The organism is Microbispora hainanensis (assembly GCF_036186745.1).
In the GTDB taxonomy this organism is placed as follows: Bacteria; Actinomycetota; Actinomycetes; order Streptosporangiales; family Streptosporangiaceae; genus Microbispora.
The window spans coordinates 7608534-7634944 of sequence record NZ_CP108086.1; the positions used below are offsets into that span (position 1 = coordinate 7608534).

Below are 26411 nucleotides of genomic sequence, written 5' to 3' on the forward strand. Positions count from 1 at the left end.
CGGCAGTCAATGCGTGGCCCAACCAGAACAAGCAAACAGGGTCAGTGCCCGTTTTGCTAGCCCTGCGGGGCTTCCGCCTGAGATGCCTCCGTCTGGGCAGCTTCAGCCTGCGAGGCTTCCGCGATGGCTCTGTCGTCGCGGCGGGCCTTGATGAGACTGGCGACGGTCGTCACGGCCATGGTCACGCCGATGACCGCCAGCGACACCCAAATAGGGATCTGCGGGGCCCACGAGACGTCATTCTCGTGAAGTGCTTCGAGAATCAGCTTAACCCCGATGAAACCGAGAATGAACGCCAAGCCATAGCTGATGTAGACCAGCCGCTGCAACAGTCCGCCGAGCAGGAAGTAGAGCTGACGCAGGCCCATCAGGGCGAACGCGTTCGCGGAGAACACGATGAAGGCCGCCTTCGTGAGCCCGAAGATGGCCGGAATCGAGTCGAGGGCGAACAGCAGGTCCGTGGTGCCGATGGCGATCATCACGATCAGCATGGGCGTGACCATGCGCCTGCCGTCCACCCGCACGGTCACCCGCGAGCCGACGTAATCGGGAGTGGTCGGGAAGACCCGCCGGGCCCAGCGGAGGAGGATGTTCTCGTTGAACTCCTCTTCCTCCTTGTTGTGGTCCCGGACCAGCGTGTACGCCGTGTAGATGAGGAAGGCCCCGAACGCGTACAGCAGCCAGCCGAAGCGGCTCAGCGCGGCGGCGCCGATGGCGATGAAGATCCCGCGCATGACGAGCGCCAGGACGATGCCCACCAGCAACACCTTGTGCTGGTAGATCCGGGGCACCCCGAAGCGGGTCATGATGATGTAGAAGATGAACAGGTTGTCGACGCTGAGGCTGTATTCCGTCAGATAGCCCGCGAAGAACTCGCCACCCGTCCCGGCCCCGGCCCACAGCGTTAACCCGATGCCGAACAAAACGGCCAGGCAGACATAGAAGCCGACCCAGATGCCCGCTTGTCGCATCGAGAACTCACGTGGTTCACCACGATCGACGATCCACAGATCAACGGCGACCACGAGGACAAGACCCACGATGACCAGGGCCCACAACCACAGGGGCGCATGTACCACGACTACCTCCGGCGCGCGCTGAACACACTGCCGGAGGTCTCTCCCGCCCGAACGCGCACGGCGGACCGACGGCCCCGGGTGCTGACACCGTGATGACGAGACCGCCGCGAAGGGATACTCCCCCCCAACCCGTCCAGTATATGGATCAGACTTAGCCTCACCTAATCCTTGCCGGAACCCCTGCGCTCCTCGGCGAGGACAGGCGACGGCTCACTTGCCCTGCAGTCGTGTGTCACCGGCACGAGAGGGTGGTCGCACCCTCCCGCCACTGTGGTCACCGCTCCTGCGCCGGCCCGTAGGCCGCAAGCCTTACTGCGCCGGCCCGTACAGCCGCGAGCCCGGCTACAGCGCCAGCCCGTACGCCGCGAGCACCGCGCGCAGCGCCGCGTCCTCGTCGGGCAGCTCCCGGCCACGCCGTACGGACGCCTCCGCGAGGCGTGCGGCCACGGCGGGATCGCCGAGCAGACGGCCGATCTCCCGGCTCAGCGCGCCGGGATCCTGCGGCGGCACCAGCAGGGCCGCCTCGCCCACCATCCGGGGCACGCCGCCCACGCGGGTCGCGATGATCGGTTTGCCCGCCTTCAGCGCCTCCTGGACGCTCAGCGGCTGTCCCTCCCACCTGCTGGGCACGATCACCGCCGTCGCGACCTGGAGCAGGTCGGCCGGCTCGGCCCAGCCGTACAGGACCACGGGCAGTTCCTCGGCGTCGACGCGGGCCTGAAGCTCCGCGCGCAGCGGCCCGTCGCCCGCGATCACGAAGACCGGATCCCCCTTGTACGGCCCGGCCGCCGCGTCGAGCAGCGTCTCCAGGCCCTTCTGCTGGGCCAGCCGGGCGACCGTGAGCAGGATCGGCCGCTCCCCCACGGCCTGCGGCGCGTCCGCGGCGCCGGGCAGCCGGGCGGCGATCTCGGCACGCACGTCCTCGGCCGGGCGGGCGGGTTCGGCGAGCGGCGGCGCGGGCACCACCGCGAGGTCCACTCCCCGGGCGCCCCTGGCCCGCATGCGCTCCGCGACGTCCGGCGAGATCGCCAGGACGCGGTCCGCACGCCGGGCGACGATCCGTTCCAGCAGCCGGTAGACCGCGCCGATCGCGCCGCCCGCCGTGACCGCGTTGTGCAGGGTGACCACGAGGCGCGGCCATCCCCGCGCCCCGGCGAGGGCGAGCGCGGCAAGCGCGCCGGCCCGCAGGCCGTGGGCGTGGACGACGTCCGCGCCGCGGGCGAGCCCGCGCAGGCGCAGGGCGGTCCGCAGGTCGTGCGCGGGGTGCGGCCTGTCGGCGATGTCGACTTCGGCGAAGCCCGCGCCTGTGGTGGTGAAGGAGAACGCCTCCTGGGTGCTGCCGGGGCCCGCGACCAGCACCCGGTGCCCCCGCGTGACGAGCCCGCCGGCGAGCATCCGCACGTGCCGGGCCACGCCGCCCACGCTCGATCCCAGCACGAGAACTACGCGACTCATGCCCTCTCCTCACCACCGGCGGCTCTCATACGGCCTTCTCCGCGGGCTGGTCCGCGGGGCTCGCGCCTCTGCCGCGTCGCAGCCCGGACAGGGCGCCGGTCAGGTCCCGGCGGTCCACGAGCGCGGCGACGATGACCCCCGCGACCACGGCCGCCGCACCGGCGATGGCGGCCGTCAGGAGACCACCCCACGGGCCCTCGCCCGACAGGGGAAGCCGGGCGGCCGCCGCGCCCGTGAGGAAACCCGCTCCCCCGCCCAGCAGCGCGGCCAGACCGGCCCGCGCGACGCCCTGGGCGGCCCGCGTCCCTCGCGCCCGTACGACGGAGGCCAGCAGCAGCCCGGCCCCCACCGTCATGCCGGCCGCCTGGCCGAGCGCGAGCCCGCCCAGCCCCCAGCCACCGGGCAGCACGAGGACGAACGCCACCTGGGCCACGGCCACGACCAGCCACCCGGCGACCTGTCCCCGGGCCGCCGCCCTGCCCTGTCCCGTGGCGTACAGCACCCGGCTGAGGTGGGCCACCAGGCCATATCCGACGAGCCCCGGCGCGAACAGCGCGATCCCCCGGGCGAACTCCGCCGCGGCGACCTCGGTGTCGGCCTGGGCGAGGAAGACGTGCGCGACCGGCGCCGCGACCGCGGCGAGCGCCCCCGCCGCCAGGCCGCAGACCAGCACGACCGCGCGGGTCGTCCGCGCCGCCAGCGCCGCGAAGCCCTCGCCCCCGTCCGCACCCGTGGCCTGCGCCCGCGCGGCGAGCGCGGGGAACGCACTGGTCGCGATGGGCACCGCGAGCACGGCGTACGGCACCTGGTAGATCGCCCACGCGTAGTTGTAGGCGGGCAGCGCGCCCCCGCCGACGCGGTTGGCGATGGGGATCAGGATCGCCGCGGCGGCCTGCTGGGCGACCAGCGCGCTCAGCCCGGCCAGCGCGAGCCGCCGCACCTGTACGGCGACGCCCTCGGGAAAGCGGAGCGTGGGCCGCCACCGCAGGCCGAGCCGCCATGTGGGCCCGATCACCGTGACGACCAGGGCCAGCACGCCGAGCGTCGTCCCCGCCGACAGCGCGATCTCGGCCGGCGCGGGCACGGTGGCGGGGTCCTTGTGGCCGTCGCTGAGCGGCCCGAAGACCAGGTAGGCGACGATGACCACGACGCTCGACACCAGCGGCGCCAGCGCCGGGCCCGAGAACCGGCGATGGGCCTGCAACACGCCGTAGAGCACCACGGCCATGCCGTACAACGGGATCTGCGGCGCGAAGACGACCAGCATGCGCGCGGCCACGGCGGCGACCTGGCCCGCGTCGCAGTGGTCGATCTCGGAGCCCGCCAGCAGCCGCACCACCGGCGCCGCGACCAGCGCGGTCAGCGCCGCGAGCGGCACCAGCAGCACGACCACCCAGGTCAGCAGCGCGGAGGCGATCCGGCCGACCTCCGCGCGCGCCTCGCCGTCCGATCTGGCGGCGGCGCCGGCGAGCACCGGGACGACCATCCCGGCGAGCGCGCCGCCGACCACGACCTCGAACACGATGTTCGGCACGTTGTTGGCCGTGTAGTAGGCGGTGGCCAGGCAGTTCGTGCCGACGGTGCGGGCGAACGCCAGCTGCTTGGCGAAGCCGGTCACCCGCGCCAGGACCGTGATGATCCCGATGAGGACCGCCGCCCCCGCGATCCCCGCCCCGAGCCGTCTAGCCATGCCGCTCAACCATGCCGCTCAACCATGCCGCTCAACCATGCCGCTCAACCATGCGATCAGCCATGCCGGTGCCGTACGGCTCCGCGGACGGCTCTGGTCGTCCAGGTCACCCGCGCGACCCCGGCGTGCCGGAGGTGGTCTGCGGGGCGCGGCGGCCGAGCATGTCCAGGCGGTTGAGCACCCGGTTGCCGGCGATGACCTTGGTGAAGCTGACCTTCTCCGAGGCGGCGGTGAGGGCGGCGACGACGCCGAGTGCGGCGATCCGGCCGGGCCTGCCCAGCCGGGCCGTGGCCGCCAGGCCGAGCAGCGCGCCCAGGGCGTTCGCCCCGGCGTCGCCGAGCATCGCCCGCTCGCCCAGGTCCTCGGGCAGCAGCGCCGCCGCCGCGCCCAGCGGGACGGCGGTCAGCGCGGCGGCCTGACGGGAGCGCGGGCCGTACGGCGCGGCGATCGAGGCGGCCAGCAGCGGAGCCCCGGCGAGCAGCCCCACCTTGATCGCACGGCCGGGCCGCAGGTCGAACAGGTTGGCCAGGTTGGCGCTGCCGGCGATCAGCGCCCCGTCGACGAGCGTGTCGAGGGACCGAGCCAGCACGCCCCCGCTTCGGGCGTCACGCGGGGAGAGCGCCGCCGCGGCGAGCCCGGTCGCGCCGATGCCGAGGATCTTGACCGCTCCGCTGGTCACCTCGCCGCGCGCGAGCGCCGCCAGGTGGCCCTTGAACCCCTTCGACGAGGTCGTGCCGAACAGGTCGTCGTACGCGCCGAGGACGCCGCTGCCCGCTCCGGCGAGCACGGCGGCCGCACGGGCCCGTACGGGCAGGCCGGGGGCGAGGGCCGAGGCGGCGACGGCGCCCGCGGCGAACGCGGGGCCCTCCAGCAGCGTGACCGGCTCGCCCCGGTGGTTGACCCGGGTCCAGTATTCGTCTGCGGTCTTCTCGTCGCCGATCGGCGGGCGGCGCCGGAAGGCGGCGAAGGCGGCGCGCGCGGCGACCGCGCCGAGCGCGGCGCCGACGGCGGCTCCGAGCACCGCGGCGGCGCGGGTGCCGGCCTGGGGACGTCTGGCCACGGCTGTTGCCCTTCTCTACGTGTTCGTCAGGCGTGATGCGCCGACCGGCGGCTCACCCCCGGCTCGCCGCCGGGGTGGGGGTCTGGCTGGGCGCGGTCACCGCGGGCTCGAACGCCGTCGCGCCGCTGCCGACTCCGTAGGAGCCCGAACGGCCGGCCAGTTGCTCCCGCAGAGCGTAGACCACCACGACACGGCCCGCGGCGAAATCGACGGTGTCGACGGTGGAGACCGCCGAGGCCACGCCGCCGGTGTCGTGCAGCGCCGCGATGACGCCGCCGTTGGCGGAGGCGGTGACGGTGCCCGCAAGGACCGTGCCGAGAGCGCCGCCGTCGAGGCCGGCCGCGACCGAGACCAGCGCGTTCGTCTGCCGGTCGGCGTCCTCCCCTTCGTACGGCTGGGCCGGCGCGAGCACGATGGCCAGCGTCGCCCGCTGCTCGGGGTTGCCGTTCATGGTGAGGAAGTCGCCCGCCTGGAACGCCTCCAGCACGCCGGTCGCCGCGGGGTTGGCCCGGCCCGCCTGCGTGTGGTCGTTGGTGACGATGGCGCCGGCGAGCATCGTGGCGGCCTTGTCGTACGGCGTGGCACCGTCGGGGAAGGTCGTGCCCGCCGGGGCCAGGTTGGTGGCGAGCCCGTCGATCACGCTCGCCTGCTCCGCGTCGATGAACTTGTCGGTCAGGCTGACCCGGCCGGAGTAGGAGGCGCCCGCGCTCGTGACGAGCTTCTCGATCGGGTCGCGCAGCGCGGCCGACGCGCCGGGGGCCTCGACGAGCACGACGCGCTCTCCCGCGAGCTGGCCGCGCACGAGGTCGGGCAGGTGGGTCGTGACCAGTGAGTCGCCGCCCTCCTCACGCGTCTGCAGCTCCGAGATCTGCGTCAGGTACTTCTCGTTGGCCTGCCGCAGCGACGCGGTCATCTCCTCGGCCGACTTGAAGAACGTGGGCTCCAGCACGGTGCTGCCCAGCACGATGCCGACCGTGAGCGCGAGGAAGATCGCCACGATCGAGACGAGGTGATAACGGAAATCGATCACGAGAAGAGTCCGACCAACCAGAAGATGAAGCCGTTCCAGGCCACGCGCAGGCCGTTCAGCCACACCTGGCCGATCGGCGATACCGAGAGCACCACGCCGATCGTGACCAGCGTGGTGGCGACGAGCAGCAGCAGGGAGGGCGTGGAGATCCGGCTGCGGTAGAGCCTGCTCACGCCCTTGGCGTCCACGAGCTTGCTGCCGACGCGCAGGCGGGTGAGGAACGTGCTCGCCGCCCCCGACCTGCCCTTGTCGAGGAACTCGTCGAGCGTCCAGTGGGTGCCGACCGCGACGATCAGCGTGGCGCCCTTGTCGTCGGCCAGGAGCATGGCGATGTCCTCGCTCGTCCCGGTCGCGGGGAACACGACCGCCTCCTGGCCCAGCTTGCGCACCCGCTCCAGCCCCGGCGCCCGGCCGTCGCGGTAGGCGTGGACGACCAGTTCGGCGCCGCAGCACAGCGCCTTCTCCGAGACGGAGTCGAAGTCGCCCACGATGATGTCGGGCACATACCCGGCGTCGAGAAGCGCGTCCGCCCCGCCGTCCACGCCGATCAGCACCGGGCGGTACTCCCGGATGTACGGCCGGAGCGTGGCGATGTCCTCCTTGTAGTGGTAACCCCGCACCACGATGAGGGCGTGGCGGTTCTCCAGGGAGGTGCGGATGTCGGGCACGCCGACGCCGTCGATCAGAAGGTCGCGCTCGCGCCGGACGTACTCCATCGTGTTGGCGGCGAACGCCTCGATCTGGACGGCGAGGCCCGCGCGGGCCTCGGTCATGGCCGCCTCGACGGTCTCGGCGGTCTGCGCCTGTCCCTTTCCGACGAGTTCCTCGCCGAGGTAGACCATGCCGTCGTGGACGCGGATCACGTCGCCGTCGGCGATCCGTTCGAACAGTTCCGGCGACGCGTTGTCGATCAGGGGAATGCCCGCGTCGATCAGGATCTGAGGCCCGAGGTTGGGGTAACGTCCGCTGATGCTCGCGGCGACGTTGACCACGGCCGCCACACCGCACGCGACGAGAGCCTCCCCGCTGACCCGGTCGATGTCGACGTGATCGATAATCGCGATTTCTCCGGGCTTGAGGCGCTTGGTCAGCCTCTTCGTCCGTCTGTCGATTCTCGCCACTGCCGTCACCCCGGGAAGGCCGTCAGCCTTCCTGCGGCGGAGGCCCGGAACATTCAAGCTCGGGACCTTCATCATGACCATCCTGCCAGAGGCGGCGACCGCCACGCTTCCACACCTTACGGCTCGTCTGAATTGTCACTGCAAGTCAGGGATGTTGCCGAGGTGCGCCGACCAGGGACACCCCAGGTCAACGCCCTGCTTCCGCGACGCCGTCGCCCCCTGTTCCTCCGCCCCCTCGTTTCCGGGGCTTGACTGCTTCCCGGCGCGCCCCGCTCCAAACGTCACCCCCGTGCGCGCCCCGCCGAGTGTACGCGCTGACCAGGCGAACACCGCGAAAGTCAGCAACCCCGGCCCGATGGCGGAACCCTCCGCCATCGGAACCTCGGCCGGCGGAACCCTCGGCCGGCGGAACCCTCGGCCGGCGGAACCCTCGGCCGGCGGCACGAGAGAAGACCGGCACCCGGCGTCTGCAGCCGCAGTGCGCGGCCGTGAACCGGCACGGGCGGGCCCGAGCCCCCCAGCCCGCCGCAGAGCCGCATCCCCGCCCGGGACAGGGCCGAGCGGGACCGAGACGCGGCGGACCCGAGCCCCTCAGCCCGCCGCAGAGCCGCATCCCCGCCCGGGACAAGGCCGAGCGGGCCCGAGACGCGGCGGACCCGAAGCTCTCAGCCGGCGCGGCGGCCCGAGGGCTTGGCCGTTCCCGACGACGCCTTCTCCCAGGCGGCCTTGTCGGCGGCGGCGATGGACAGCAGCTCCGCGGCGTGCGCCCGGCCGAGCTCGGAGTCCTCCAGCCCGGCGAGCATGCGCGACAGCTCCCGCTCGCGTCCCTCCTGGTCGAGCGTCACGACGCCGCTGCGGACGACCCGGCCGTCGCTCGCCTTCTCGACCACGAGGTGCTGGTCGGCGAAGGCCGCGACCTGCGGCAGGTGGGTGACCACGATGACCTGCGCCGTCCTGGCGAGCTTGGCCAGCCGCCTGCCGATCTCCACGGCCGCCTTGCCGCCCACGCCCGCGTCGACCTCGTCGAACACGAACGTCGGAACGGGGTCGGCGCCGGCGAAGACCACTTCGATGGCGAGCATCACCCGGCTCAGCTCACCGCCGGAGGCGCCCTTGGTCAGCGGCAGCGGCGGCGCGCCGGGATGGGAGGCCAGCCGGAGCTCCACCTCGTCCACGCCGTGCGGGCCGAAGCCCTCGGTGGCGGTGATCGCCACGCTCACCCGGGCGTGCGGCATGGCGAGCGCGGTCAGCTCCTCGGTCACCGCCTGGCCGAACCGCTCGGCGGCGGCGGTGCGGATGGCCGTCAGCTCGGCGGCCAGCTCGCCCAGCCGCTCGGTGAGCTCGCCGTGCTCCCGCGTCAGCTCCTCGATGCGCTCGTCGTCGCCATCGAGCTCCGTCAGCCTCTCGGCGGCCCGCTGGGCCCACGCGAGCACGGCCGAGACGTCCTCGCCGTACTTGCGCATGAGCCCGTTCAGCGCCGCCCTGCGCTCCTGCACCGCGGCGAGCCGGGCCGGGTCGGCCTCGACCGACTCGGCGTACGCGGCCAGCTCGGTCGCCACGTCGGAGACCAGATAACCGGCCTCGGCCAGGCGGTCGGCGAGCCCGGCGAGCGCGGGATCGAAGTCGCGTACGGACTCCACGGCCGCCTTCGCGTGACCGAGCAGCGACACGGCGTCCTGCACGTCCTGCGCGCCCGACATCGGATCGCCGAGCAGCGCCGTGTGCGCGGTCGTGGCGGCGGTGCGCAGCGCGTCGGCGTGGGAGAGCCGCTCGGCCTCCTCCTTCAGCTCGGCGTCCTCCCCCGCCCTGGGCTCGACCTTCTCGATCTCCTCCAGGCCGAACCGCAGCACGTCGGCCTCCTGCGCCCGCTCCCTGGCCTTGACGGTCAGCTCGTGGAGCAGCTCCCCCACCTGCTTGTGCCGCTTGTATGCCTGCTCGTAGGCCCGAAGGGGTTTGACCAGCTCGTCGCCGGCGTAGCGGTCGAGCGCCGCGCGCTGCCTGCCGGGCTGGAGCAGCCGCTGCTGGTCCATCTGCCCGTGCACGGCGACGAGGTCGTCGGCGATGTACGTCAACGTGCCCACCGGCACGGCACGGCCACCCAGCCAGGCGCGGGAGCGGCCCTCCGCGGAGACCGACCGGGCGATGATGAGCTGCCCGTCTTCGACCTCGCCGCCGACGTCGGCGACCTGCTGCGCCACGCGGCCCCCGGGCTCGATCACGAGCGTGCCCTCGATCAGCGCCTTGTCGGCGCCCGGCCTGACCCGGGCGGGGTCGGCCCGCCCTCCGAACAGCAGGCCGAGACCGGTGACGACCATCGTCTTGCCGGCCCCGGTCTCACCCGTGACGACGGTGAATCCCGGTGACAGCTCCAGAACGGCTTCGTCGATCACGCCGAGCCCCTGGATGCGGACCTCCTCGACCCGTGGCCGCACTGGTCCCTCCCGTTTTGCCGACCGAACTCGCCAGAGATCCTACGCGTAACTCGTCAAGATTTTCGAGGACAGCGTGACCCGGCCGCGACCCGAACGAGAATCTGTGGATACGAAAGTCCTGCTCATCCGGCATATCACCACCAACTGCCACAACCCGCTGTGGATCGCGGCTTCTCGCGGGGTCTCGGGGGATCTCGGGGGTCAGCCGGAGCGTACGCGGCCTCGCCAGCCCTGCACCGGCAGGCCGAACTTCGCGACCAGGCGGTCGGTGAACGGCGCCCCGGTGGTCTCCACACCGAGCAGGCGGGCCAGCCTCACGGGCACCTCGCCCCTGCGTACCTCCACGCGGGCGCCGGGCGGGATGTCGAAGCGGCGGCGGCCGTCGCACCACAGCACACCGGCACTGGTGTCGGGGAGGATCTCCAGCGCGAGCGTGGACTTCGGCGACACCACCATCGGCCGGGCGAACAGGGCGTGGGCGCTGTTGGGCACCAGGAGCAGCGCCTCCACCTCGGGCCAGACGACGGGCCCACCGGCCGAGAAGGCGTACGCGGTCGACCCGGTGGGGGTCGCGCAGATCACGCCGTCGCACCCCCAGCGCGACAGCGGGCGGCCGTCTATCTCGGCGACGACCTCCAGCATGCGGTCCTTCTTCTCGACCGACGCCTCGTTGAGCGCCCAGGTCCGCGCGAGAACCGACCCGTTCAGGCGCACGACGACGTCGATCGTCATGCGCTCCTCGACCTCGTAGCGGCCCTCGACCACCAGGTCCACCACGGACGCCAGGTCCTCCACCTCGGCCTCGGCGAGGAAGCCCACGTGCCCCAGGTTCACGCCGAGCAGCGGCACCGCGGCCGGGCGGGCCAGCTCGGCGGCGCGCAGCAGCGTGCCGTCACCGCCCAGGACGATGATCAGCTCGGCCCCTTCCAGGGCCGCGTCGTTCTCCGGGACCACCTCGACGTGGGCGCAGCCCAGCTCCTCGGCCTCCTCGTCGAGCACCCGCACGTTGATGCCCGCCTCGATCAGCCGTTCCATGACGAGGCGAGCGCTGCGCACGGCCGCCTCCCGGCCCGTGTGCGCCGTCACCAGGACGGTCCTCTTGGCATCCGCCCGGTCCGCCGCGCCGCCCGTGCTCATCGTGCTCATCGTCTCCACGCCTCGCCGCCCGCTCTCACTGCGGTCCCTCCGCCACCGCCGTGTCGATGGCGGCGTCCACATCGGGAACGGGATCGTGCCCCGGCCCCTTCCCGAGCCACAGAACGTATTCCACGTTTCCCGACGGCCCCGGCAACGGACTCGCCGTCACGCCCTTCACCGTCAGGCCGAGCGATCCCGCCGCCGCCGCGACGTCCCGCACCGCCTGCGCCCGCAGAGCCGGGTCGCGTACGACGCCTCCCGAGCCCACGCGCTCCTTGCCCACCTCGAACTGCGGTTTGACCAGCATCGCGAACTCCGCCACCTCGGCCGCACAGCGCACCAGGGCCGGGAGGACGAGCCGGAGGGAGATGAACGACAGGTCCCCGACGATCAGCGTCGGCGGCTCGCCCACCATCTCCGGGGTCAGGTCGCGGACGTTGACCCGCTCCATCACCGTGACCCGCTCGTCCGTACGCAGCGACCAGGCGAGCTGGCCATACCCCACGTCGACCGCGAGCACATGGGCGGCGCCGTGCCTGAGCAGGACGTCGGTGAAGCCGCCGGTCGAGGCGCCCGCGTCGAGGCACCGGCGTCCCTCGACGCGCAGCCCTTCGAACGCGCTCAGCGCGCCGAGCAGCTTGTGGGCGCCCCTGGACACGTAATCGGGGCCCTCGGCGGTCTCGGCGACCACGATGGGGGCGGCGGTGTCCACCTGGGTGGCCGCCTTGCCCGCCACCCGGCCTCCGACGCTGACCCGGCCCGCCTCGATGAGCTGGACCGCCTGCTCCCTGGACCGGGCGAGCCCGCGGCGTACGAGCTCGCTGTCCAGCCGGACGCGCTTCACCGGGCCCGCCCGGCGGCGTCGTCCCCTGTCGTACGGACCCACGTCCGGCCCACGCCGTCCTGTGCGCTACGGATCCGCGCCCGGCGCGCGGCGGCCACCGCTACCGCCGTGGGGCTCACTGATCGCTCCCCCGGTCGCCGTGTGCTTCGGCCTGCCGCTCGCCGGTGTCCTCCACGGACGCGAGCACCGCCTCGAGGCCGCCGAGGACCTGTTCGAAGACGCCCACGTGCTCGGACACCGGCGCGTGAGCCAACCGTCCGAGAGGCGACAACGCGGCCTGCACGCCGTCGGCGCCCGAGGCGTGATGCTCCCCGGCCGCGATCCCGCTGTCCGTCATGGTCCCTTCCCGCTCCGATCAGCTGCCCCGTCAGGCTTTCCTGTCACGCTTTCCCGTGCACCCCCGGCCCGCGTCCGGGCGTCGGCCCGGCTCGCACCGGACCAAACCCCGGACGTCGCAGGAGGGCGCACGCGGCCACGCCGCGCGGCTCCACCCGTATGAGCCCCTGCGGCACTGGTCGCCTCGACGCTATCGGACGCCACCGACGGTCGTGCGCCGTCCGGCCGTTCCGCAGGGGGCCACAGGGTGCCGCGGGAGGGGCGCGGGCCTTCCCACCACATGATCTCGCCGCACGCGGCCTGCGAACGGCGCGCTCAGCCCCCCTTGATCGTGCAATCTACGGCGCGCGGACCACCGCACTCGCACCGTTGCGTTTCCATGACCCGACGCGGATTTCGCGCAGGCGGTCCGTGGAAAGCTACTGTCGGTAGGTAGAGGGGAATCACATCGCCGACCGATGATCCGTGCGCGGTTCACGAGGAGACCCGGTCCGCGAGACGACACGGTCCGTGAGAAGAAAGGCAGGCGCATGGCGACCGTCGAGGAATGCCGGGCGGCGCTGGACAAGCTCGTCGAGCAGTTCGACGACATAAGCGAGGAGGACCGTGCCAAGCACGTGGTCGAACGCCGGCTGGCCTGCCGGATCTCCGATCTCGGCGTGACCTTCTACGGCCGCATTCACCGGGGCGGGCTCGACGCCTTCAAGGAAGTGCCCCCGGAGGATGGTCGGCCCGCCGAGGTCAAGCTGACGCTCAAGAGCGAGGACCTGGTCTCGATGGTCAACGGCGAGCTGGACATGGGCCGCGCGCTGCTGGGCGGCCGGGTCAAGATCGACGCGAGCCTCGGCGACCTGCTGCGCCTTCGCAAACTCCTCTGACCCGTCCAGTCGGCCGCTCCTCCATTCCGGCCGCTCCCGGCTGGCCGCTTCCGCCACACTGGCAACGCACCCCGGCGCGGACCCGTGCCACGCGCCGGGCTGGGCCATCGCCACACGCGACCCATCGGTCTCACCACGAGCCACGCGGGGGCCTCACGCACGGATCTCGCAACACACCCACCAGGACCCTCACGCCGCATGCCGGGTAAGGGCCCTGGCCCCGCGCGACGCCGGGCCCTCGACCGAGGCGCATGGCATGAGACGTGCTGCCTGAGGCGGGGTGCCTGAGACCGGCGGGCATGAGGCCTAGGAACTCAGGGGGCGTGGGACGGGCTGCCTGAGGCGGCGGGATGCGGGAGGCGACGCCGCCGACGCGTGGTCAGCGGCCGAGTGCAGTCAGGGCGGCCTTCACCGCGCCCTCGTCCGCCTGGCCGTCCCCCACCGCCTCCCAGGTGGCGGCGCACGCCGCACGCAGCCCCTCGACGGGGTCGCCGTCCCCCGTGAGCGCGAGCTCGCCGTCCTGCCACACGGCCGTCCACCCGCCGCAGGTCCAGCCGCCCGAGCCATGCCGTACGGGGACCACGGGCGTGTGCAGACCGGACAGGTCGGCGGCGATGTGGGTGGGACGGTGATGGGGCGCGGCGGTGAGCACATCCAGAGGAGTGGCGACACCGGTCAGCACGAGCAGGCTGTCGACCCCGGCCCGGGTCGCGCCCTCGATGTCGGTGTCGAGCCGGTCGCCGACGATCAGCGGCCTCTCGGCGCGAGTGCGGATCATCGACTCGCGGTGCAACGGCGGCTCGGGCTTGCCCGCGACCACGGGCTCGACGCCGGCCGCGGTGGCGATCACGCGGCTCATCGCACCGTTGCCGGGCTGCTTGCCCCGGCCCGTCGGCATGGTCGTGTCACCGTTGGCCGCGACGAACCACGCTCCCTGACGTACGGCGAGCGCCCCTTCGGAGAGCAGCCCGTAGGACAGGTTGTCGGCGATGCCCTGCACGACGGCGGCGGGCGCGTCCAGGGCGGTGGTCACCGGGCGCAGGCCGTGCTCGCGCAGGGCCATCCGCAGTCCCATGCCGCCCACCACCAGGACGGCGGAGCCGGCCGGGACGTGCTCGGCGATCAGCCGGGCCGCCGCCTGCGCGGAGGTCACCACGTCCTGCGGGGCCGCCGGAATGCCCAGGTTGGTGAGGTGCTGGGCGATCGCCCCCGGCGTGCGGGACGCGTTGTTCGTCACGAACGCGAGCCGCACGCCCCGGTCCTGGGCCTTGACCAGCGCCTCCGGCGCGCCGGGGACCGCCTGTCTGCCGAGGTAGACGACGCCGTCGAGGTCGAGCAGCAACGTGTCGTAGGCGTCCACGAGCACGCCGGTGGTTTCTTGCATGGCGGAAGTATGGCCTACGGTCACGCCTGCCTCGCCCGCAGCGTGGCCCTGACCTGCTTCAGCGCGGACACGTAGTGACGAAGATCGGGGCGCATCGCCACCGCCACCGCGAGGGGCTCCTGAGCCGCCTCGATGTCTCCGCTGCGCCACAGTGACAAGCCGAGACCGAAGTAGGCGTAATCCTCGGCGGGGTTGGCGTCGACGATCCACCGGAAACTGCCGGCGGCCTCGTCGTACCGCTTCGAGTTGAACTGGGCCCGGGCGAGGGCCTCGCGGATGCTGCGCGAATCGGGCTCGGCCCGCACGGCGTGCTCCAGGATCGCCGCCGCGGCGGCCGGGCTGCCCTCTTCGAGCAGCTTCATGCCACGCTTGAACCACTCGTAGACACCGCCGGAAGGCGTACCGCCCGGATCATTGGAAGAAGCAGAGGCCTCGTTTCGTCCTTCGAACATGGGGTAAGCCCTCCTGCACTCCGATTTCACAAGCAACCGGGCACCGCAGCGTCGGGGAGTCCGGGCACTTATGGCAACATGCCCGGTATGGAGAGTTCTGAACGGGCGGGACTGGTGCTACGTCCGTTCCGCGGCGTGCGTTACGCGGTGGACGATCTGGCCGCTGTCACCTCACCGCCGTACGATCTCATCTCCCCTGAAGAGCTGCGAGATTTGCTCAGTCGTCATCCGAACAACGTAGTGCGCCTGATCCTTCCCGGAATCAGCCACTACGGTGAGGCGAGCGAGGCGTTGAGCGAGTGGCTCGCCACTGGAGTGCTGACGGTCGACTCCCTGCCCGGCCTCTACGTGTACGAGCAGAGCGGGGTCGGTTTCCTGCAGCGGGGCCTGATCGGAGGCGTCGGCGTCGGGTCGACCGCGATCCTTCCGCATGAGAACGTCCTGCCGGAGCCCGTCGCCGACCGGCTCGCCCTGATGCGGGCGACACAGGCCAACTTCGAGCCGATCTTCCTGCTGTACGAAGGCGGCGGCACCGCCTCCCGGCTCGTCGACGACGTGGCCGCCCAGCGTTTCCCCCTCATGGACGTCCGGACGCGCGAGGGCGTGCACCACCGGCTCTGGGCGGTGACCGACCCCCACGAGATCGAAGCCGTCGCGGAGGACCTGCACGATCGCCAGGCGCTGATCGCCGACGGTCACCACCGCTACGCCACATATCAGGCGCTGCAGAAGGACCACATCGGGCCCGGGCCCTGGGACTACGGCCTGGCCTACCTGGTCGATTCCACGGCATACCCGCCCGAGCTCCGGGCCATCCACCGGGTCATTCCGGGACTGCCCCTGCAGGAGGCCGCCGCCCGGGCCAAGGGCGCGTGGCAGGTGCAGGAGTTCCCCCTGGTCGAGGACGCCCTCGCGGGGCTCGCCACCGCGACCGGCCCCGCCTTCGTGCTCGCCGGTGACGGACCCGCCCATCTGCTGACAGACCCTGACCCGCTGCAGGTCGAGCACGCCATGCCGGCCGGGCAGTCTCCGCGGTGGCGGATGCTCGACACCTCGGTCCTCACGACGTTCCTCCTGCCGAAGGTGTGGGGGATCACCGACAGCGAACAGTCGGTGATGGTCGTGCACCACGACCCGCTCGACGCGGTGGAGAGGGCGCGCCGGCTCGGCGGGACGGCGGTGCTGCTGAATCCGCTGTCCACGGAGGACGTCCTCACGGTCGCGGCGCAGGGCGAGCGGGTGCCGCGCAAGTCGACTTCGTTCGGACCCAAGCCCCGCACGGGCCTGGTCATGCGGACCTTCGCGACTGACTGACCACCTCGCCGGCGAACTCCGCCGAGACGGCGTCGTCCTGGTGATGGCAGGATGACGCCGCCGGAGAGGCGCCGGAGACATCGCCACTGGGTGCCGCCTGGGACATGGCGGCATCGGGCACACCATGGCCATCACCGGCCTGCCCAACCCGCGCTGCAGGGCCGTCGCCCCAGGGCCCCGCCTCGGGCGTGACCGTATCGGGCGCGTCTGGGGCGGCACCGGCCCTCCCGATCCCGGCCCCGGCATCATCACCGCAGGATGCCGCTTCAGGCATGACAAGATCGGGCGCCTCGGCTACCTCGGCGGCCCGCCCGTTCCGGGTGGCCGCCCTCTCGTCGTCGGCCTGGGGCGTTCTTCTGCATGGCCTGATGCGGGGCGCGGCCGTCTCGACGCGGCGTGCCGTACGGACCTCGATCTCGTAGCGACTGCCGCCGCGCCACCAGCGGCGGCGCAGCGCGCCCTCCACCTCGACCAGATCATCGCGTTGCCAGCCGGCCAGCATGGCCCGCACGCCGTCGTCGATCGTCGCGCACTCGATCGCGTCCGACCGCTGACGCCCCGAGCGGCTTCCCGGTCTGCGGACCGCGAGGCGCCACTGCGTCAGCAGGGCTCCGCCCGGCAGTTCCCTGTGTGCCGGCTCCATGGACAGCCGCCCGGCCAGCACCACCTCGTTGCGGTGCATGTGAACTCCTCTCTACCGTGGAGATCACTATGCGTGACCAGGTTGGGCCGGTGCGGTCCTGAATGCCATTCTGTGAATACCGGTTCTAGTTTCGGGAGTGGCCTGTGGACAACGTGACTCCGCTCGGCGGCGACGTCTACGAGATCGACACGCGGATGGCGGGTTACTCCGGCATCACCGCGGGCTATCTGATCCTCGGCGACCGCCCCTGCCTCGTCGAGACGGGCACCTCGACCTCGGCTCCCGTGGTCAGGGACGCCCTGTCCTCCCTCGGCGTGGGACCGGACGACCTCGCGACCGTCGTTGTCACCCACATCCATCTGGATCACGCCGGCGGCGTGGGCGACATCGCGAACTACTACCCGTCCGCCGAGATCGTCGTACACGAGAAGGGCGCCCGCCATCTCGCCGATCCCTCCCGGCTCATGGCGAGCGCCAAGATGGTCTGGGGCGACAAGCTCGACGTACTGTTCGGCACTCTGGCGCCGACCGACGCGGCCCGCATCAGGGCCCTGGGCGACACCGGGACGATCGATCTGGGCAACGGCCGCACCCTGGCGAGTCACTACTCCCCCGGCCACGCCAAACACCACGTGGGCCTGCTCGACTCGCTCACCGGTGACCTGTACGTGGGGGACGCCGCCGGTGTGTATCTGCCCGAGACCGGGGACCTGCGGCCCGCCACACCGCCGCCGGATTTCGACCTCGACGTCGCCCTCGGCTCGATCGCGCTGTTCACGGCCCTGAAGCCGCAGCGGCTGCTGTTCAGTCATTACGGACCGGTGGAGGACGTGCCCTCGACCCTCGAACGCTCGGCCGAGGAGCTCCGGATCTGGGTGGACCTCACCAGACGGGCCAGGGCCGAGGGGCTCGATCTCGATCACGCCATCGCCATGGTCCGCGACCGCACGCGGGAGCGGTACGCCGCGCTGCGCGCCGACGAGGCCACCGCCGAGCAGTTCGAGCTGTTGAGCGGCGCGCCGTCGAACGTCGCGGGGATCATGCACTGGCTGGATCGCACCCCGCGCTGACCGTCAGCCCGTAGTCACGGCCCGGCTCTCCCGGAGCGAGCTTCCCCGGAAAGACGAACGGGCGCCGCCAAGGCGGCGCCCGTTCGGAACATCAAGGCTGGCGCTTCGTCCGATCCTCGGGGTCCTCGGCGTCCTCGGAGTCGTCGAGCACGTCGCCGAAGTTCGGCTCTATGAACGCGGGGCCGTAGGACGGCGCGCTCGTGGCGGAAGGCCGCTCGGCCGCCTCGTCAGCGTCGCGCGTCTCCTCGCCGACCGGTGCCGGCATCGCCGCGGGAGCAACAGGAGCCACCGACGCCACCGGTGCCGGTGCCTCGTCGGCCGCGGCCACCTCGGCGACGACCTCGCCCGAGGAGCCGTCGTCCGCCTGTTCGCCGGTCGGCTCGTCCTCGTCGGACTGGTCGTCGTCACGGGAACCGACGGGGAGGTCCTCCTCGTCTTCGTCCTCGTCCTTGACCGCTTCCTGGATTTCCTCGTCGCCGACCTCGTCTTCGTCGTCGGCGAGGTCGTCCGGGATGTCGTCCGGGAGGTCACCGGGCTCTTCGCCGGACTCGTCGTAATCCTCTTCCAGGTCCTCGATCAGGCCGCCGGTCAGCTCGGCATAGCGTTCGGCCGCATCGGTCTCGCCGTCCTCGTCGAACCCCATGGCACGGGCGAACCAGTCGGTCGCCGCCTCTTCGTGTCCCGCGTCGGCCAAGGCGTCCGCGTACGCGAAGGCGAGGCGTGCGGACCACGGCTTCGGCTGGGGATCGCGCAGCTCCGGCACCTTCTGCAGCGTGATCACAGCAGCGTCGTGCTGCCCGAGGTCACGACGGGCCCCGGACTCCACGATCGCCAGCTCGATCCGGCCCGCGCGGTCCAGCCGCTCGGCCTCACGCGACCGGACGAGGTCGAGCGCCCGCTCGGGCCGCCCGAGCCCACGCTCGCAGTCCGCCATGATCGGCAGGTACTCGTCGGAGCCGGTGATCCGCCTGGCCGCCCGCAGGTCGCCCAGCGCCTCGGCGTACTGCCCCGCGTGATAGGCGGCGATCCCGGTGGCCTCGCGCACTACGCCGATCCTGCCCGCGAAGCGGCGCGCCACCTTGGCGTGCTCATACGCCTTCTCCGGATCCTCGGCACTCAGCGCACGGGCGGCCGCCACGAGGTGGCTGGCCACGAGGTCCGCCAGGTCGTTCGGCAGCGAGCGAAGCTCCGCACGCGCCTCCCGGTCCAGCTCGTCCGGCGTGATGTCGGGGTCGAGCGGAGGCATCTCCTCGCGAACCCTCGGCCTGCTCTGCTCGTCCGGCCTGCCGTACCGGGTGCGGCTGCCGCCCCGCTCGTCGCGGCTGAAGGGACGCGCCGCACCTCGGTCGCCGCTGAACGGCCTGGACTCGTCACGGTCCCTGCCGAACGGGCGGGCACCGCGATCGCCGCCGAACTGCCGCCGCGGCCGGTCGCCGGAGCCCGACTCACGCCCACGGAACGTCCGAGGCCCTTCCTCACGGTCGCGGCCCGGACGCCTGTCGTCGCGGTCGCGGAAGGACCCGCCAGGCCGGTCCCCCGGCGTACGGCGCGGCCCGTCCCGGAACGAGTCCCGATCGCGGTAGCGGTCGCCGCCGGTGTCCTGCCGGTCGCCGTAGGGGCGCCTGGGCCTGTCCTCGCCGCCTCTGCTGTCGCGGTCACCGAACGGACGCCGCGGCCGGTCCTGGCCGCCAAAGCCCCGATCGCCGCCTCGATCGCCGTACGGACGCCGGGGACGATCCTGCTGCCCGAACCCACTGCCGCCTCTGTCGTCACGGCCGTAGCCGCGCTCCTGGTCCGTACGCCGCGGCGGACGGCTGCCGAAGCCACCGCGGTCGTCACGGTCGTTCCGGGGCGTGTACGAGCGGCTGTCCCGGCCCTCCCGGTTCTCCCGGCCCTCGCGACCATCGCGGGCGTCGCGTTCCCGGAAGCCGTAGCGCCCGCCGAAACCGCCGCCCTGACGCTGCGGGCGGTCTCCGTACCCGCCGCCGCCTTCCCGCCGCTCCGGGCGGCGCTCGCCGTACGGCCGGCTGCCGCGGTCGTCGGAGCGGAACGGGCGTCCGCCGCGGTCGTCGCGATCCCGGGGGCCCTGTCCGCCCCGGAAGCCGTCGCGGTCACCGTAGGGGCGGCGCGGCCGATCGGTGCGGAAGGAGTCACGGTCCTGGTAGACGCGATCCCCGCGTCCTTCGCCGCCTCCGGCGTCCCTGCGCCCGTCGGAGCCGCGCGGCCGGTCACCACCGCGGTCGAAGCTTCGTCCCCCGTCGCGGTCACGGTATCCGCCGCGATCGTCGGTGCGGCCACCGGCACGGTCCCCGGTGCCGAAGGGACGGCGACCGCGGTCATCCCTGCCGCCATAGCCGCCGCGCCTGTCACGATCCCCGTAGGAGCCGCCCGGCCTGTCGTCACGATCACGCGAACCGAAGCGTCCCCCGGACGCTCCGCCCTGATCGCGGTAGCCGCGCCTGTCGGACTGGAACGGGCGCTCGCCGCGCTCGCCGCGGTCGCTCCGGAAGCCTTCTCGCCGCTCTCCATAACGACCGCCGAAGCCGCCGCTTCCTCCATTACCGCGGTATCCCCCGGAGCGTTCGCCCCGGTTTCTGCTCTCGTCGCGGTTGTCTCCGCCACGGCCCGCGCCGTCGCGCCCGTCTTCTCTGTTCACTTCTGTCCTCTGTTGCTTGCTCACCGCGTCCGGTTCGCCGGCCGCAGGGCTCCGTCTTCCCGCTGTCCTGACTGTTGGGGATCTGCCCCTGCCCGATGAGTTCCAGGGAAGACATGTTGTTTGCGCCGCAGGTCCGCTGCAATCGCGTCCACCGCGGCCTTCGCTTCTCGTCCGATGCGACGAAGGCCACCCGTGGGGTGGCCCGGCACTGCCAGCCTAGCGCGCCATCACCACCGCCCGAGCCTCGACCGGAGCTTTCGTTCCCCGTCGATGCCGGTTACGGCGTGGTGATGACACGACCCCGTAAACACAGAAGGGCCACCCTCTACGGGTGGCCCCTCCATATAAAGATTGTCCGGCGGTGTCCTACTCTCCCACACCGTCCCCGGTGCAGTACCATCGGCGCTGACAGGCTTAACTTCCGGGTTCGGAATGTAACCGGGTGTTTCCCTGCCGCTATGACCGCCGTAACCCCACGAAACACACAACCTAGTGGTTGCTGTCTCTGAGATCACATAGTGAACGCGAACATCTATGGTCAAGTCCTCGGCCTATTAGTACCGGTCAGCTCCACACATTACTGCGCTTCCACTTCCGGCCTATCAACCCCATCATCTCTAGGGGGCCTTACCCACACACGGTGGTGGGAGACCTCATCTTGAGGCGAGCTTCCCGCTTAGATGCTTTCAGCGGTTATCCCTACCGAACGTAGCCAACCAGCCGTGCTCCTGGCGGAACAACTGGCACACCAGAGGTTCGTCCGTCCCGGTCCTCTCGTACTAGGGACAGCCCCTCGCAAGTCTCCTGCGCGCGCAGCGGATAGGGACCGAACTGTCTCGCGACGTTCTAAACCCAGCTCGCGTACCGCTTTAATGGGCGAACAGCCCAACCCTTGGGACCTACTCCAGCCCCAGGATGCGACGAGCCGACATCGAGGTGCCAAACCATCCCGTCGATATGGACTCTTGGGGAAGATCAGCCTGTTATCCCCGGGGTACCTTTTAGCCGTTGAGCGACACCGCTTCCACACGCCGATGCCGGATCACTAGTCCCAGCTTTCGCTCCTGCTCGACCCGTCAGTCTCACAGTCAAGCTCCCTTGTGCACTTACACTCGACACCTGATTGCCAACCAGGCTGAGGGAACCTTTGGGCGCCTCCGTTACCCTTTAGGAGGCAACCGCCCCAGTTAAACTACCCACCAGACACTGTCCCCCACCCGGATCCACGGGCGCGGGTTAGACGTCCAAAACGACCAGAGTGGTATTTCACCAATGACTCCACGATGACTAGCGTCACCGCTTCCCAGTCTCCCACCTATCCTACACAAGACGCTCCAAACGCCAATGTCAAGCTGTAGTGAAGGTCCCGGGGTCTTTCCGTCCTGCTGCGCGAAACGAGCATCTTTACTCGTACTGCAATTTCACCGGGCCTGTGGTTGAGACAGCGGGGAAGTCGTTACGCCATTCGTGCAGGTCGGAACTTACCCGACAAGGAATTTCGCTACCTTAGGATGGTTATAGTTACCACCGCCGTTTACCGGCGCTTAAGTTCTCACCTTCGCACCCCGAAAGGCGCTAAGCGGTCCCCTTAACGTTCCGGCACCGGGCAGGCGTCAGTCCGTATACATCGTCTTACGACTTCGCACGGACCTGTGTTTTTAGTAAACAGTCGCTTCCCCCTGGCCACTGCGACCCCCACCAGCTCACGAAGCAAGTCCGATCACCAGCAGAGGTCCCCCTTCTCCCGAAGTTACGGGGGCAATTTGCCGAGTTCCTTAACCACAGTTCACCCGACCGCCTTGGTATTCTCTACCTGACCACCTGAGTCGGTTTAGGGTACGGGCCGCCGCGACACTCACTAGAGGCTTTTCTCGGCAGCATAGGATCACCCACTTCGCCACAATCGGCTCGGCATCACACCTCAGGCTTGTGTGCTGCGGATTTGCCTACAGCACGCCCTACATGCTTACCCCGGGACAACCACCGCCCGGGCTGGGCTACCTTCCTGCGTCACCCCATCGTTTACCTACTACCAGATCAGGCCAGGCGTTCACCCTGACGCCGGCTCCGAAGAGCCAACCGGGCTAAGGACCCTTAGTATCACTGGATTCGATATGGGCGCATCACAGCGGGTACGGGAATATCAACCCGTTATCCATCGACTACGCCTGTCGGCCTCGCCTTAGGTCCCGACTTACCCTGGGCGGACGAACCTGCCCCAGGAACCCTTGGTCATCCGGCGCAGAAGATTCTCACTTCTGACTCGCTACTCATGCCTGCATTCTCACTCGCACGACCTCCACCACACGATCACTCGGCAGCTTCACCGGCTCGCACGACGCTCCCCTACCCACCACCAGCACAAGTGCCAGCGGTGCCACGACTTCGGCGGTGTACTTGAGCCCCGCTACATTGTCGGCGCAGAATCACTTGACCAGTGAGCTATTACGCACTCTTTCAAGGATGGCTGCTTCTAAGCCAACCTCCTGGTTGTCACTGCGACTCCACATCCTTTCCCACTTAGCACACGCTTAGGGGCCTTAGTCGGTGATCTGGGCTGTTTCCCTCTCGACCACGGAGCTTATCCCCCGCAGTCTCACTGCCACGCTCAACTTACCGGCATTCGAAGTTTGGCTGACGTCAGTAACCTTGTCGGGCCCATCAGCCATCCAGAGCCCTACCTCCGGCAAGCACACGCAACGCTGCACCTAAATGCATTTCGGGGAGAACCAGCTATCACGGAGTTTGATTGGCCTTTCACCCCTACACACAGGTCATCCCCCAGGTTTTCAACCCTGGTGGGTTCGGTCCTCCACGCAGTCTTACCCACGCTTCAACCTGCCCATGCGTAGATCACCCCGCTTCGGGTCTACAGCATGCGACTCAAACGCCCTATTCAGACTCGCTTTCGCTACGGCTCCCCCACACGGGTTAACCTCGCCACACACCATAACTCGCAGGCTCATTCTTCAAAAGGCACGCAGTCACATCACAGCCGCCCGAAGGCGACTACGCTCCTACGGCTTGTAGGCACACGGTTTCAGGTACTATTTCACAACCCCTCACCGGGGCGCTTTTCACCTTTCCCTCACGGTACTCGTCCACTATCGGTCACCAGGAAGTATTTAGGCTTACCAGGTGGTCCTGGCAGATTCACACAGGATTCCTCGAGCCCCGTGCTACTCGGGAACACCCCCAGCAGTCGGCAAGATTTCGCCTACCCGGCTATCACGGTCTACGGCCGCCCTTCCCAGAGCGTTCGACTACCCCACCGATTTCTCACTGCCTGAAGAGACGGCGGTCTCCTCCGGAAGGTCCCACAACCCCGCACACGCAACGCCCGCCGGCTATCACACGCGCACGGTTTAGCCTCCTCCGCTTTCGCTCACCACTACTCACGGAATCACTATTGTTTTCTTCTCCTACGGGTACTGAGATGTTTCACTTCCCCGCGTTACCACCAACCGCCCTATACATTCAGACGGCGGCAACACCACATGACTGGTGCTAGGTTTCCCCATTCGGACATCCCCGGATCAACGTCTGGTTGGCGACTCCCCGAGGCTTAACGCAGCCTCCCACGTCCTTCATCGGCTCCTGATGCCAAGGCATCCACCGTGTGCCCTAACTAACTTGGCCACAAAGATGCTCGCGTCCACTATGCAATTCACAAACAACAACCAGACAACCAGCCCACCCCACCACCAAACACCCGAACCCCCACCGCAAGCCCACCCACAACAGGCGAACCCACAAGCAAGGACCCCGGCCGGTATGGCAGGAGACCAGCCCTGGAGAAAACCAACCCCACCACGACCACCACAACCAGCAGCGGCCAGGCGAACGGGCCCGTTTCCTCAGGACCCAACAGTGTGCCCAACCAGTCACAACCCCCAAAGCCCACGCTCCCACTCCGTGATCACTCACGGCGGTACTAGCAGACCCGGCAACCACGACCGGCTGAATAACCAGTGCTCCACTAATGAGCGCACCAGGCAGGGAACATTCGCCCCTGAACCCGGCATGGACCAGACCCGAGACCACCACACCAACGTGTGGCAGCACCAACCAGGCCGGCCGAGTGCTCCTTAGAAAGGAGGTGATCCAGCCGCACCTTCCGGTACGGCTACCTTGTTACGACTTCGTCCCAATCGCCAGCCCCACCTTCGACCGCTCCCCCCACAAGTGGTTGGGCCACGGGCTTCGGGTGTTGCCGACTTTCGTGACGTGACGGGCGGTGTGTACAAGGCCCGGGAACGTATTCACCGCAGCGTTGCTGATCTGCGATTACTAGCGACTCCGACTTCATGGGGTCGAGTTGCAGACCCCAATCCGAACTGAGACCGGCTTTTAGGGATTCGCTCCACCTCACGGTATCGCAACCCTCTGTACCGACCATTGTAGCATGTTTGCAGCCCAAGACATAAGGGGCATGATGACTTGACGTCATCCCCACCTTCCTCCGAGTTGACCCCGGCAGTCTCCCATGAGTCCCCACCACCCCAAAGGGCGTGCTGGCAACATGGAACAAGGGTTGCGCTCGTTGCGGGACTTAACCCAACATCTCACGACACGAGCTGACGACAGCCATGCACCACCTGTACACCAGTCCAAAGGAGGCACCCATCTCTGAGTGTTTCCGGTGTATGTCAAACCTTGGTAAGGTTCTTCGCGTTGCGTCGAATTAAGCAACATGCTCCGCCGCTTGTGCGGGCCCCCGTCAATTCCTTTGAGTTTTAGCCTTGCGGCCGTACTCCCCAGGCGGGGCGCTTAATGCGTTAGCTACGGCACAGGAATCGTGGAAGACCCCCACACCTAGCGCCCAACGTTTACAGCGTGGACTACCAGGGTATCTAATCCTGTTCGCTCCCCACGCTTTCGCTCCTCAGCGTCAGAACTGGCCCAGCAAGCCGCCTTCGCCACCGGTGTTCCTCCTGATATCTGCGCATTTCACCGCTACACCAGGAATTCCGCTTGCCCCTACCAGCCTCTAGCCTGCCCGTATCCACCGCAGACCCGTAGTTAAGCCACGGGCTTTCACGGCAGACGCAACAAGCCACCTACGAGCTCTTTACGCCCAATAATTCCGGACAACGCTCGCGCCCTACGTATTACCGCGGCTGCTGGCACGTAGTTAGCCGGCGCTTCTTCTACAGGTACACGTCAACTTCGTCCCTGCTGAAAGAGGTTTACAACCCGAAGGCCGTCATCCCCCACGCGGCGTCGCTGCGTCAGGCTTCCGCCCATTGCGCAATATTCCCCACTGCTGCCTCCCGTAGGAGTCTGGGCCGTGTCTCAGTCCCAGTGTGGCCGGTCGCCCTCTCAGGCCGGCTACCCGTCGTCGCCTTGGTAGGCCATCACCCCACCAACAAGCTGATAGGCCGCGAGCCCATCCCCAACCGAAAAAACTTTCCACACCCACACCATGCGGAGGAGTGTCGTATCCGGTATTAGACCCGGTTTCCCAGGCTTATCCCAGAGTCAGGGGCAGGTTACTCACGTGTTACTCACCCGTTCGCCGCTCGAGTACCCCGAAGGGCCTTTCCGCTCGACTTGCATGTGTTAAGCACGCCGCCAGCGTTCGTCCTGAGCCAGGATCAAACTCTCCAAACAATGCTTGAAAAGAGATCACTCTGGCCGGCACCCCCGGCTAAGGAAAGGTGCCGTCAAAGGAATCCGCCACCGATGAAAACCACCGGTAGACGGGGTCATGCATGATTCATGCACTGGCTTTTAGCACACTGTTGAGTTCTCAAGAAACGGACGCGACCACCATCACCCGAAACCCACGAAGGAGTCCCGAGATCCAGGGCGATGACTTCCGTTCGGC

17 protein-coding genes and 3 rRNA genes are annotated in these 26411 nt (G+C 69.5%); 3 read left to right on the top strand and 17 right to left on the bottom strand.

All coding sequences use genetic code 11. The features are described from left to right. Positions 1–56: 56 nt before the first annotated feature. The 10 genes from OHB01_RS34725 to OHB01_RS34770 all read right to left on the bottom strand — a co-directional run bounded on the left by OHB01_RS34725 (position 57) and on the right by OHB01_RS34770 (position 12185). A complete protein-coding gene (locus OHB01_RS34725; RefSeq protein ID WP_396691524.1) occupies positions 57–1079 on the bottom strand; it encodes a TerC/Alx family metal homeostasis membrane protein in 1023 nt (340 codons plus the stop codon). A gap of 342 nt (positions 1080–1421) precedes the next feature. Continuing rightward, the gene (locus tag OHB01_RS34730) at positions 1422–2534 is read right to left on the bottom strand and encodes a glycosyltransferase family 4 protein (protein ID WP_142651800.1); all 1113 of its coding nucleotides are present in this window, start codon (positions 2532–2534) and stop codon (positions 1422–1424) included. Between the two features lie 25 nt (positions 2535–2559). After that, entirely contained in the window at positions 2560–4224 is a 1665-nt protein-coding gene (gene murJ / locus OHB01_RS34735; RefSeq protein ID WP_328854552.1) for a murein biosynthesis integral membrane protein MurJ, read from the bottom strand. A gap of 106 nt (positions 4225–4330) precedes the next feature. Next, positions 4331–5284, bottom strand: coding sequence for a hypothetical protein (locus OHB01_RS34740; RefSeq protein ID WP_260617528.1), 954 nt, complete (start codon positions 5282–5284; stop codon positions 4331–4333). A gap of 52 nt (positions 5285–5336) precedes the next feature. Continuing rightward, on the bottom strand, positions 5337–6314 hold the full coding sequence (locus OHB01_RS34745) for a copper transporter (protein ID WP_142651798.1): 978 nt from the start codon (positions 6312–6314) through the stop codon (positions 5337–5339). Next, positions 6311–7507, bottom strand: coding sequence for a putative cytokinetic ring protein SteA (steA, locus tag OHB01_RS34750; RefSeq protein ID WP_168066539.1), 1197 nt, complete (start codon positions 7505–7507; stop codon positions 6311–6313). Before steA ends, OHB01_RS34745 begins: the two co-directional genes overlap by 4 nt. A 593-nt stretch (positions 7508–8100) precedes the next feature. Then, complete coding sequence (gene recN, locus OHB01_RS34755) at positions 8101–9867, bottom strand: DNA repair protein RecN (RefSeq protein ID WP_142651797.1); 1767 nt, start codon at positions 9865–9867, stop codon at positions 8101–8103. Between the two features lie 201 nt (positions 9868–10068). Then, positions 10069–11013: an NAD kinase gene (locus OHB01_RS34760; protein ID WP_142651796.1), complete on the bottom strand. Its 945-nt coding sequence runs from the start codon at positions 11011–11013 to the stop codon at positions 10069–10071. A 25-nt stretch (positions 11014–11038) separates the two neighbouring features. Then, a complete protein-coding gene (locus OHB01_RS34765) occupies positions 11039–11848 on the bottom strand; it encodes a TlyA family RNA methyltransferase (RefSeq protein WP_142651795.1) in 810 nt (269 codons plus the stop codon). A gap of 115 nt (positions 11849–11963) precedes the next feature. Continuing rightward, the gene (locus tag OHB01_RS34770; protein WP_142651794.1) at positions 11964–12185 is read right to left on the bottom strand and encodes a hypothetical protein; all 222 of its coding nucleotides are present in this window, start codon (positions 12183–12185) and stop codon (positions 11964–11966) included. 529 nt (positions 12186–12714) lie between these two features. Between OHB01_RS34770 and OHB01_RS34775 the strand changes: the two genes are divergently transcribed. Next, complete coding sequence (locus OHB01_RS34775; RefSeq protein WP_142651793.1) at positions 12715–13062, top strand: SCP2 sterol-binding domain-containing protein; 348 nt, start codon at positions 12715–12717, stop codon at positions 13060–13062. A 379-nt stretch (positions 13063–13441) separates the two neighbouring features. On the opposite strand, the gene OHB01_RS34780 is transcribed toward OHB01_RS34775, so the two are convergent. Beyond that, on the bottom strand, positions 13442–14446 hold the full coding sequence (locus OHB01_RS34780; RefSeq protein ID WP_142651792.1) for an HAD-IIA family hydrolase: 1005 nt from the start codon (positions 14444–14446) through the stop codon (positions 13442–13444). Positions 14447–14466: 20 nt separating this feature from the next. Continuing rightward, positions 14467–14898, bottom strand: coding sequence for a tetratricopeptide repeat protein (locus OHB01_RS34785; protein WP_142651791.1), 432 nt, complete (start codon positions 14896–14898; stop codon positions 14467–14469). Positions 14899–14985: 87 nt separating this feature from the next. Between OHB01_RS34785 and OHB01_RS34790 the strand changes: the two genes are divergently transcribed. Further along, positions 14986–16212, top strand: coding sequence for a DUF1015 family protein (locus OHB01_RS34790; RefSeq protein ID WP_240972141.1), 1227 nt, complete (start codon positions 14986–14988; stop codon positions 16210–16212). Here OHB01_RS34790 and OHB01_RS34795 read toward each other — a convergent pair. After that, positions 16187–16894, bottom strand: coding sequence for a single-stranded DNA-binding protein (locus tag OHB01_RS34795; protein ID WP_142651789.1), 708 nt, complete (start codon positions 16892–16894; stop codon positions 16187–16189). The genes OHB01_RS34790 and OHB01_RS34795 overlap by 26 nt on opposite strands. A gap of 104 nt (positions 16895–16998) precedes the next feature. On the opposite strand from OHB01_RS34795, the gene OHB01_RS34800 reads away from it, so the two are divergent. After that, a complete protein-coding gene (locus OHB01_RS34800) occupies positions 16999–17925 on the top strand; it encodes an MBL fold metallo-hydrolase (protein ID WP_328854553.1) in 927 nt (308 codons plus the stop codon). Between the two features lie 91 nt (positions 17926–18016). Here OHB01_RS34800 and OHB01_RS34805 read toward each other — a convergent pair whose 3' ends face one another. The 4 genes from OHB01_RS34805 to OHB01_RS34820 form a co-directional block, all read right to left on the bottom strand. Continuing rightward, a complete protein-coding gene (locus OHB01_RS34805) occupies positions 18017–20581 on the bottom strand; it encodes a hypothetical protein (RefSeq protein WP_240972140.1) in 2565 nt (854 codons plus the stop codon). A gap of 353 nt (positions 20582–20934) precedes the next feature. Further along, a 5S ribosomal RNA gene (rrf, locus tag OHB01_RS34810) occupies positions 20935–21051 on the bottom strand. A gap of 64 nt (positions 21052–21115) precedes the next feature. After that, positions 21116–24220 (bottom strand): 23S ribosomal RNA (locus OHB01_RS34815). Between the two features lie 453 nt (positions 24221–24673). Further along, a 16S ribosomal RNA gene (locus OHB01_RS34820) occupies positions 24674–26194 on the bottom strand. Together the 16S, 23S and 5S rRNA genes form the textbook arrangement of a ribosomal RNA operon. Positions 26195–26411 lie beyond the last annotated feature (217 nt).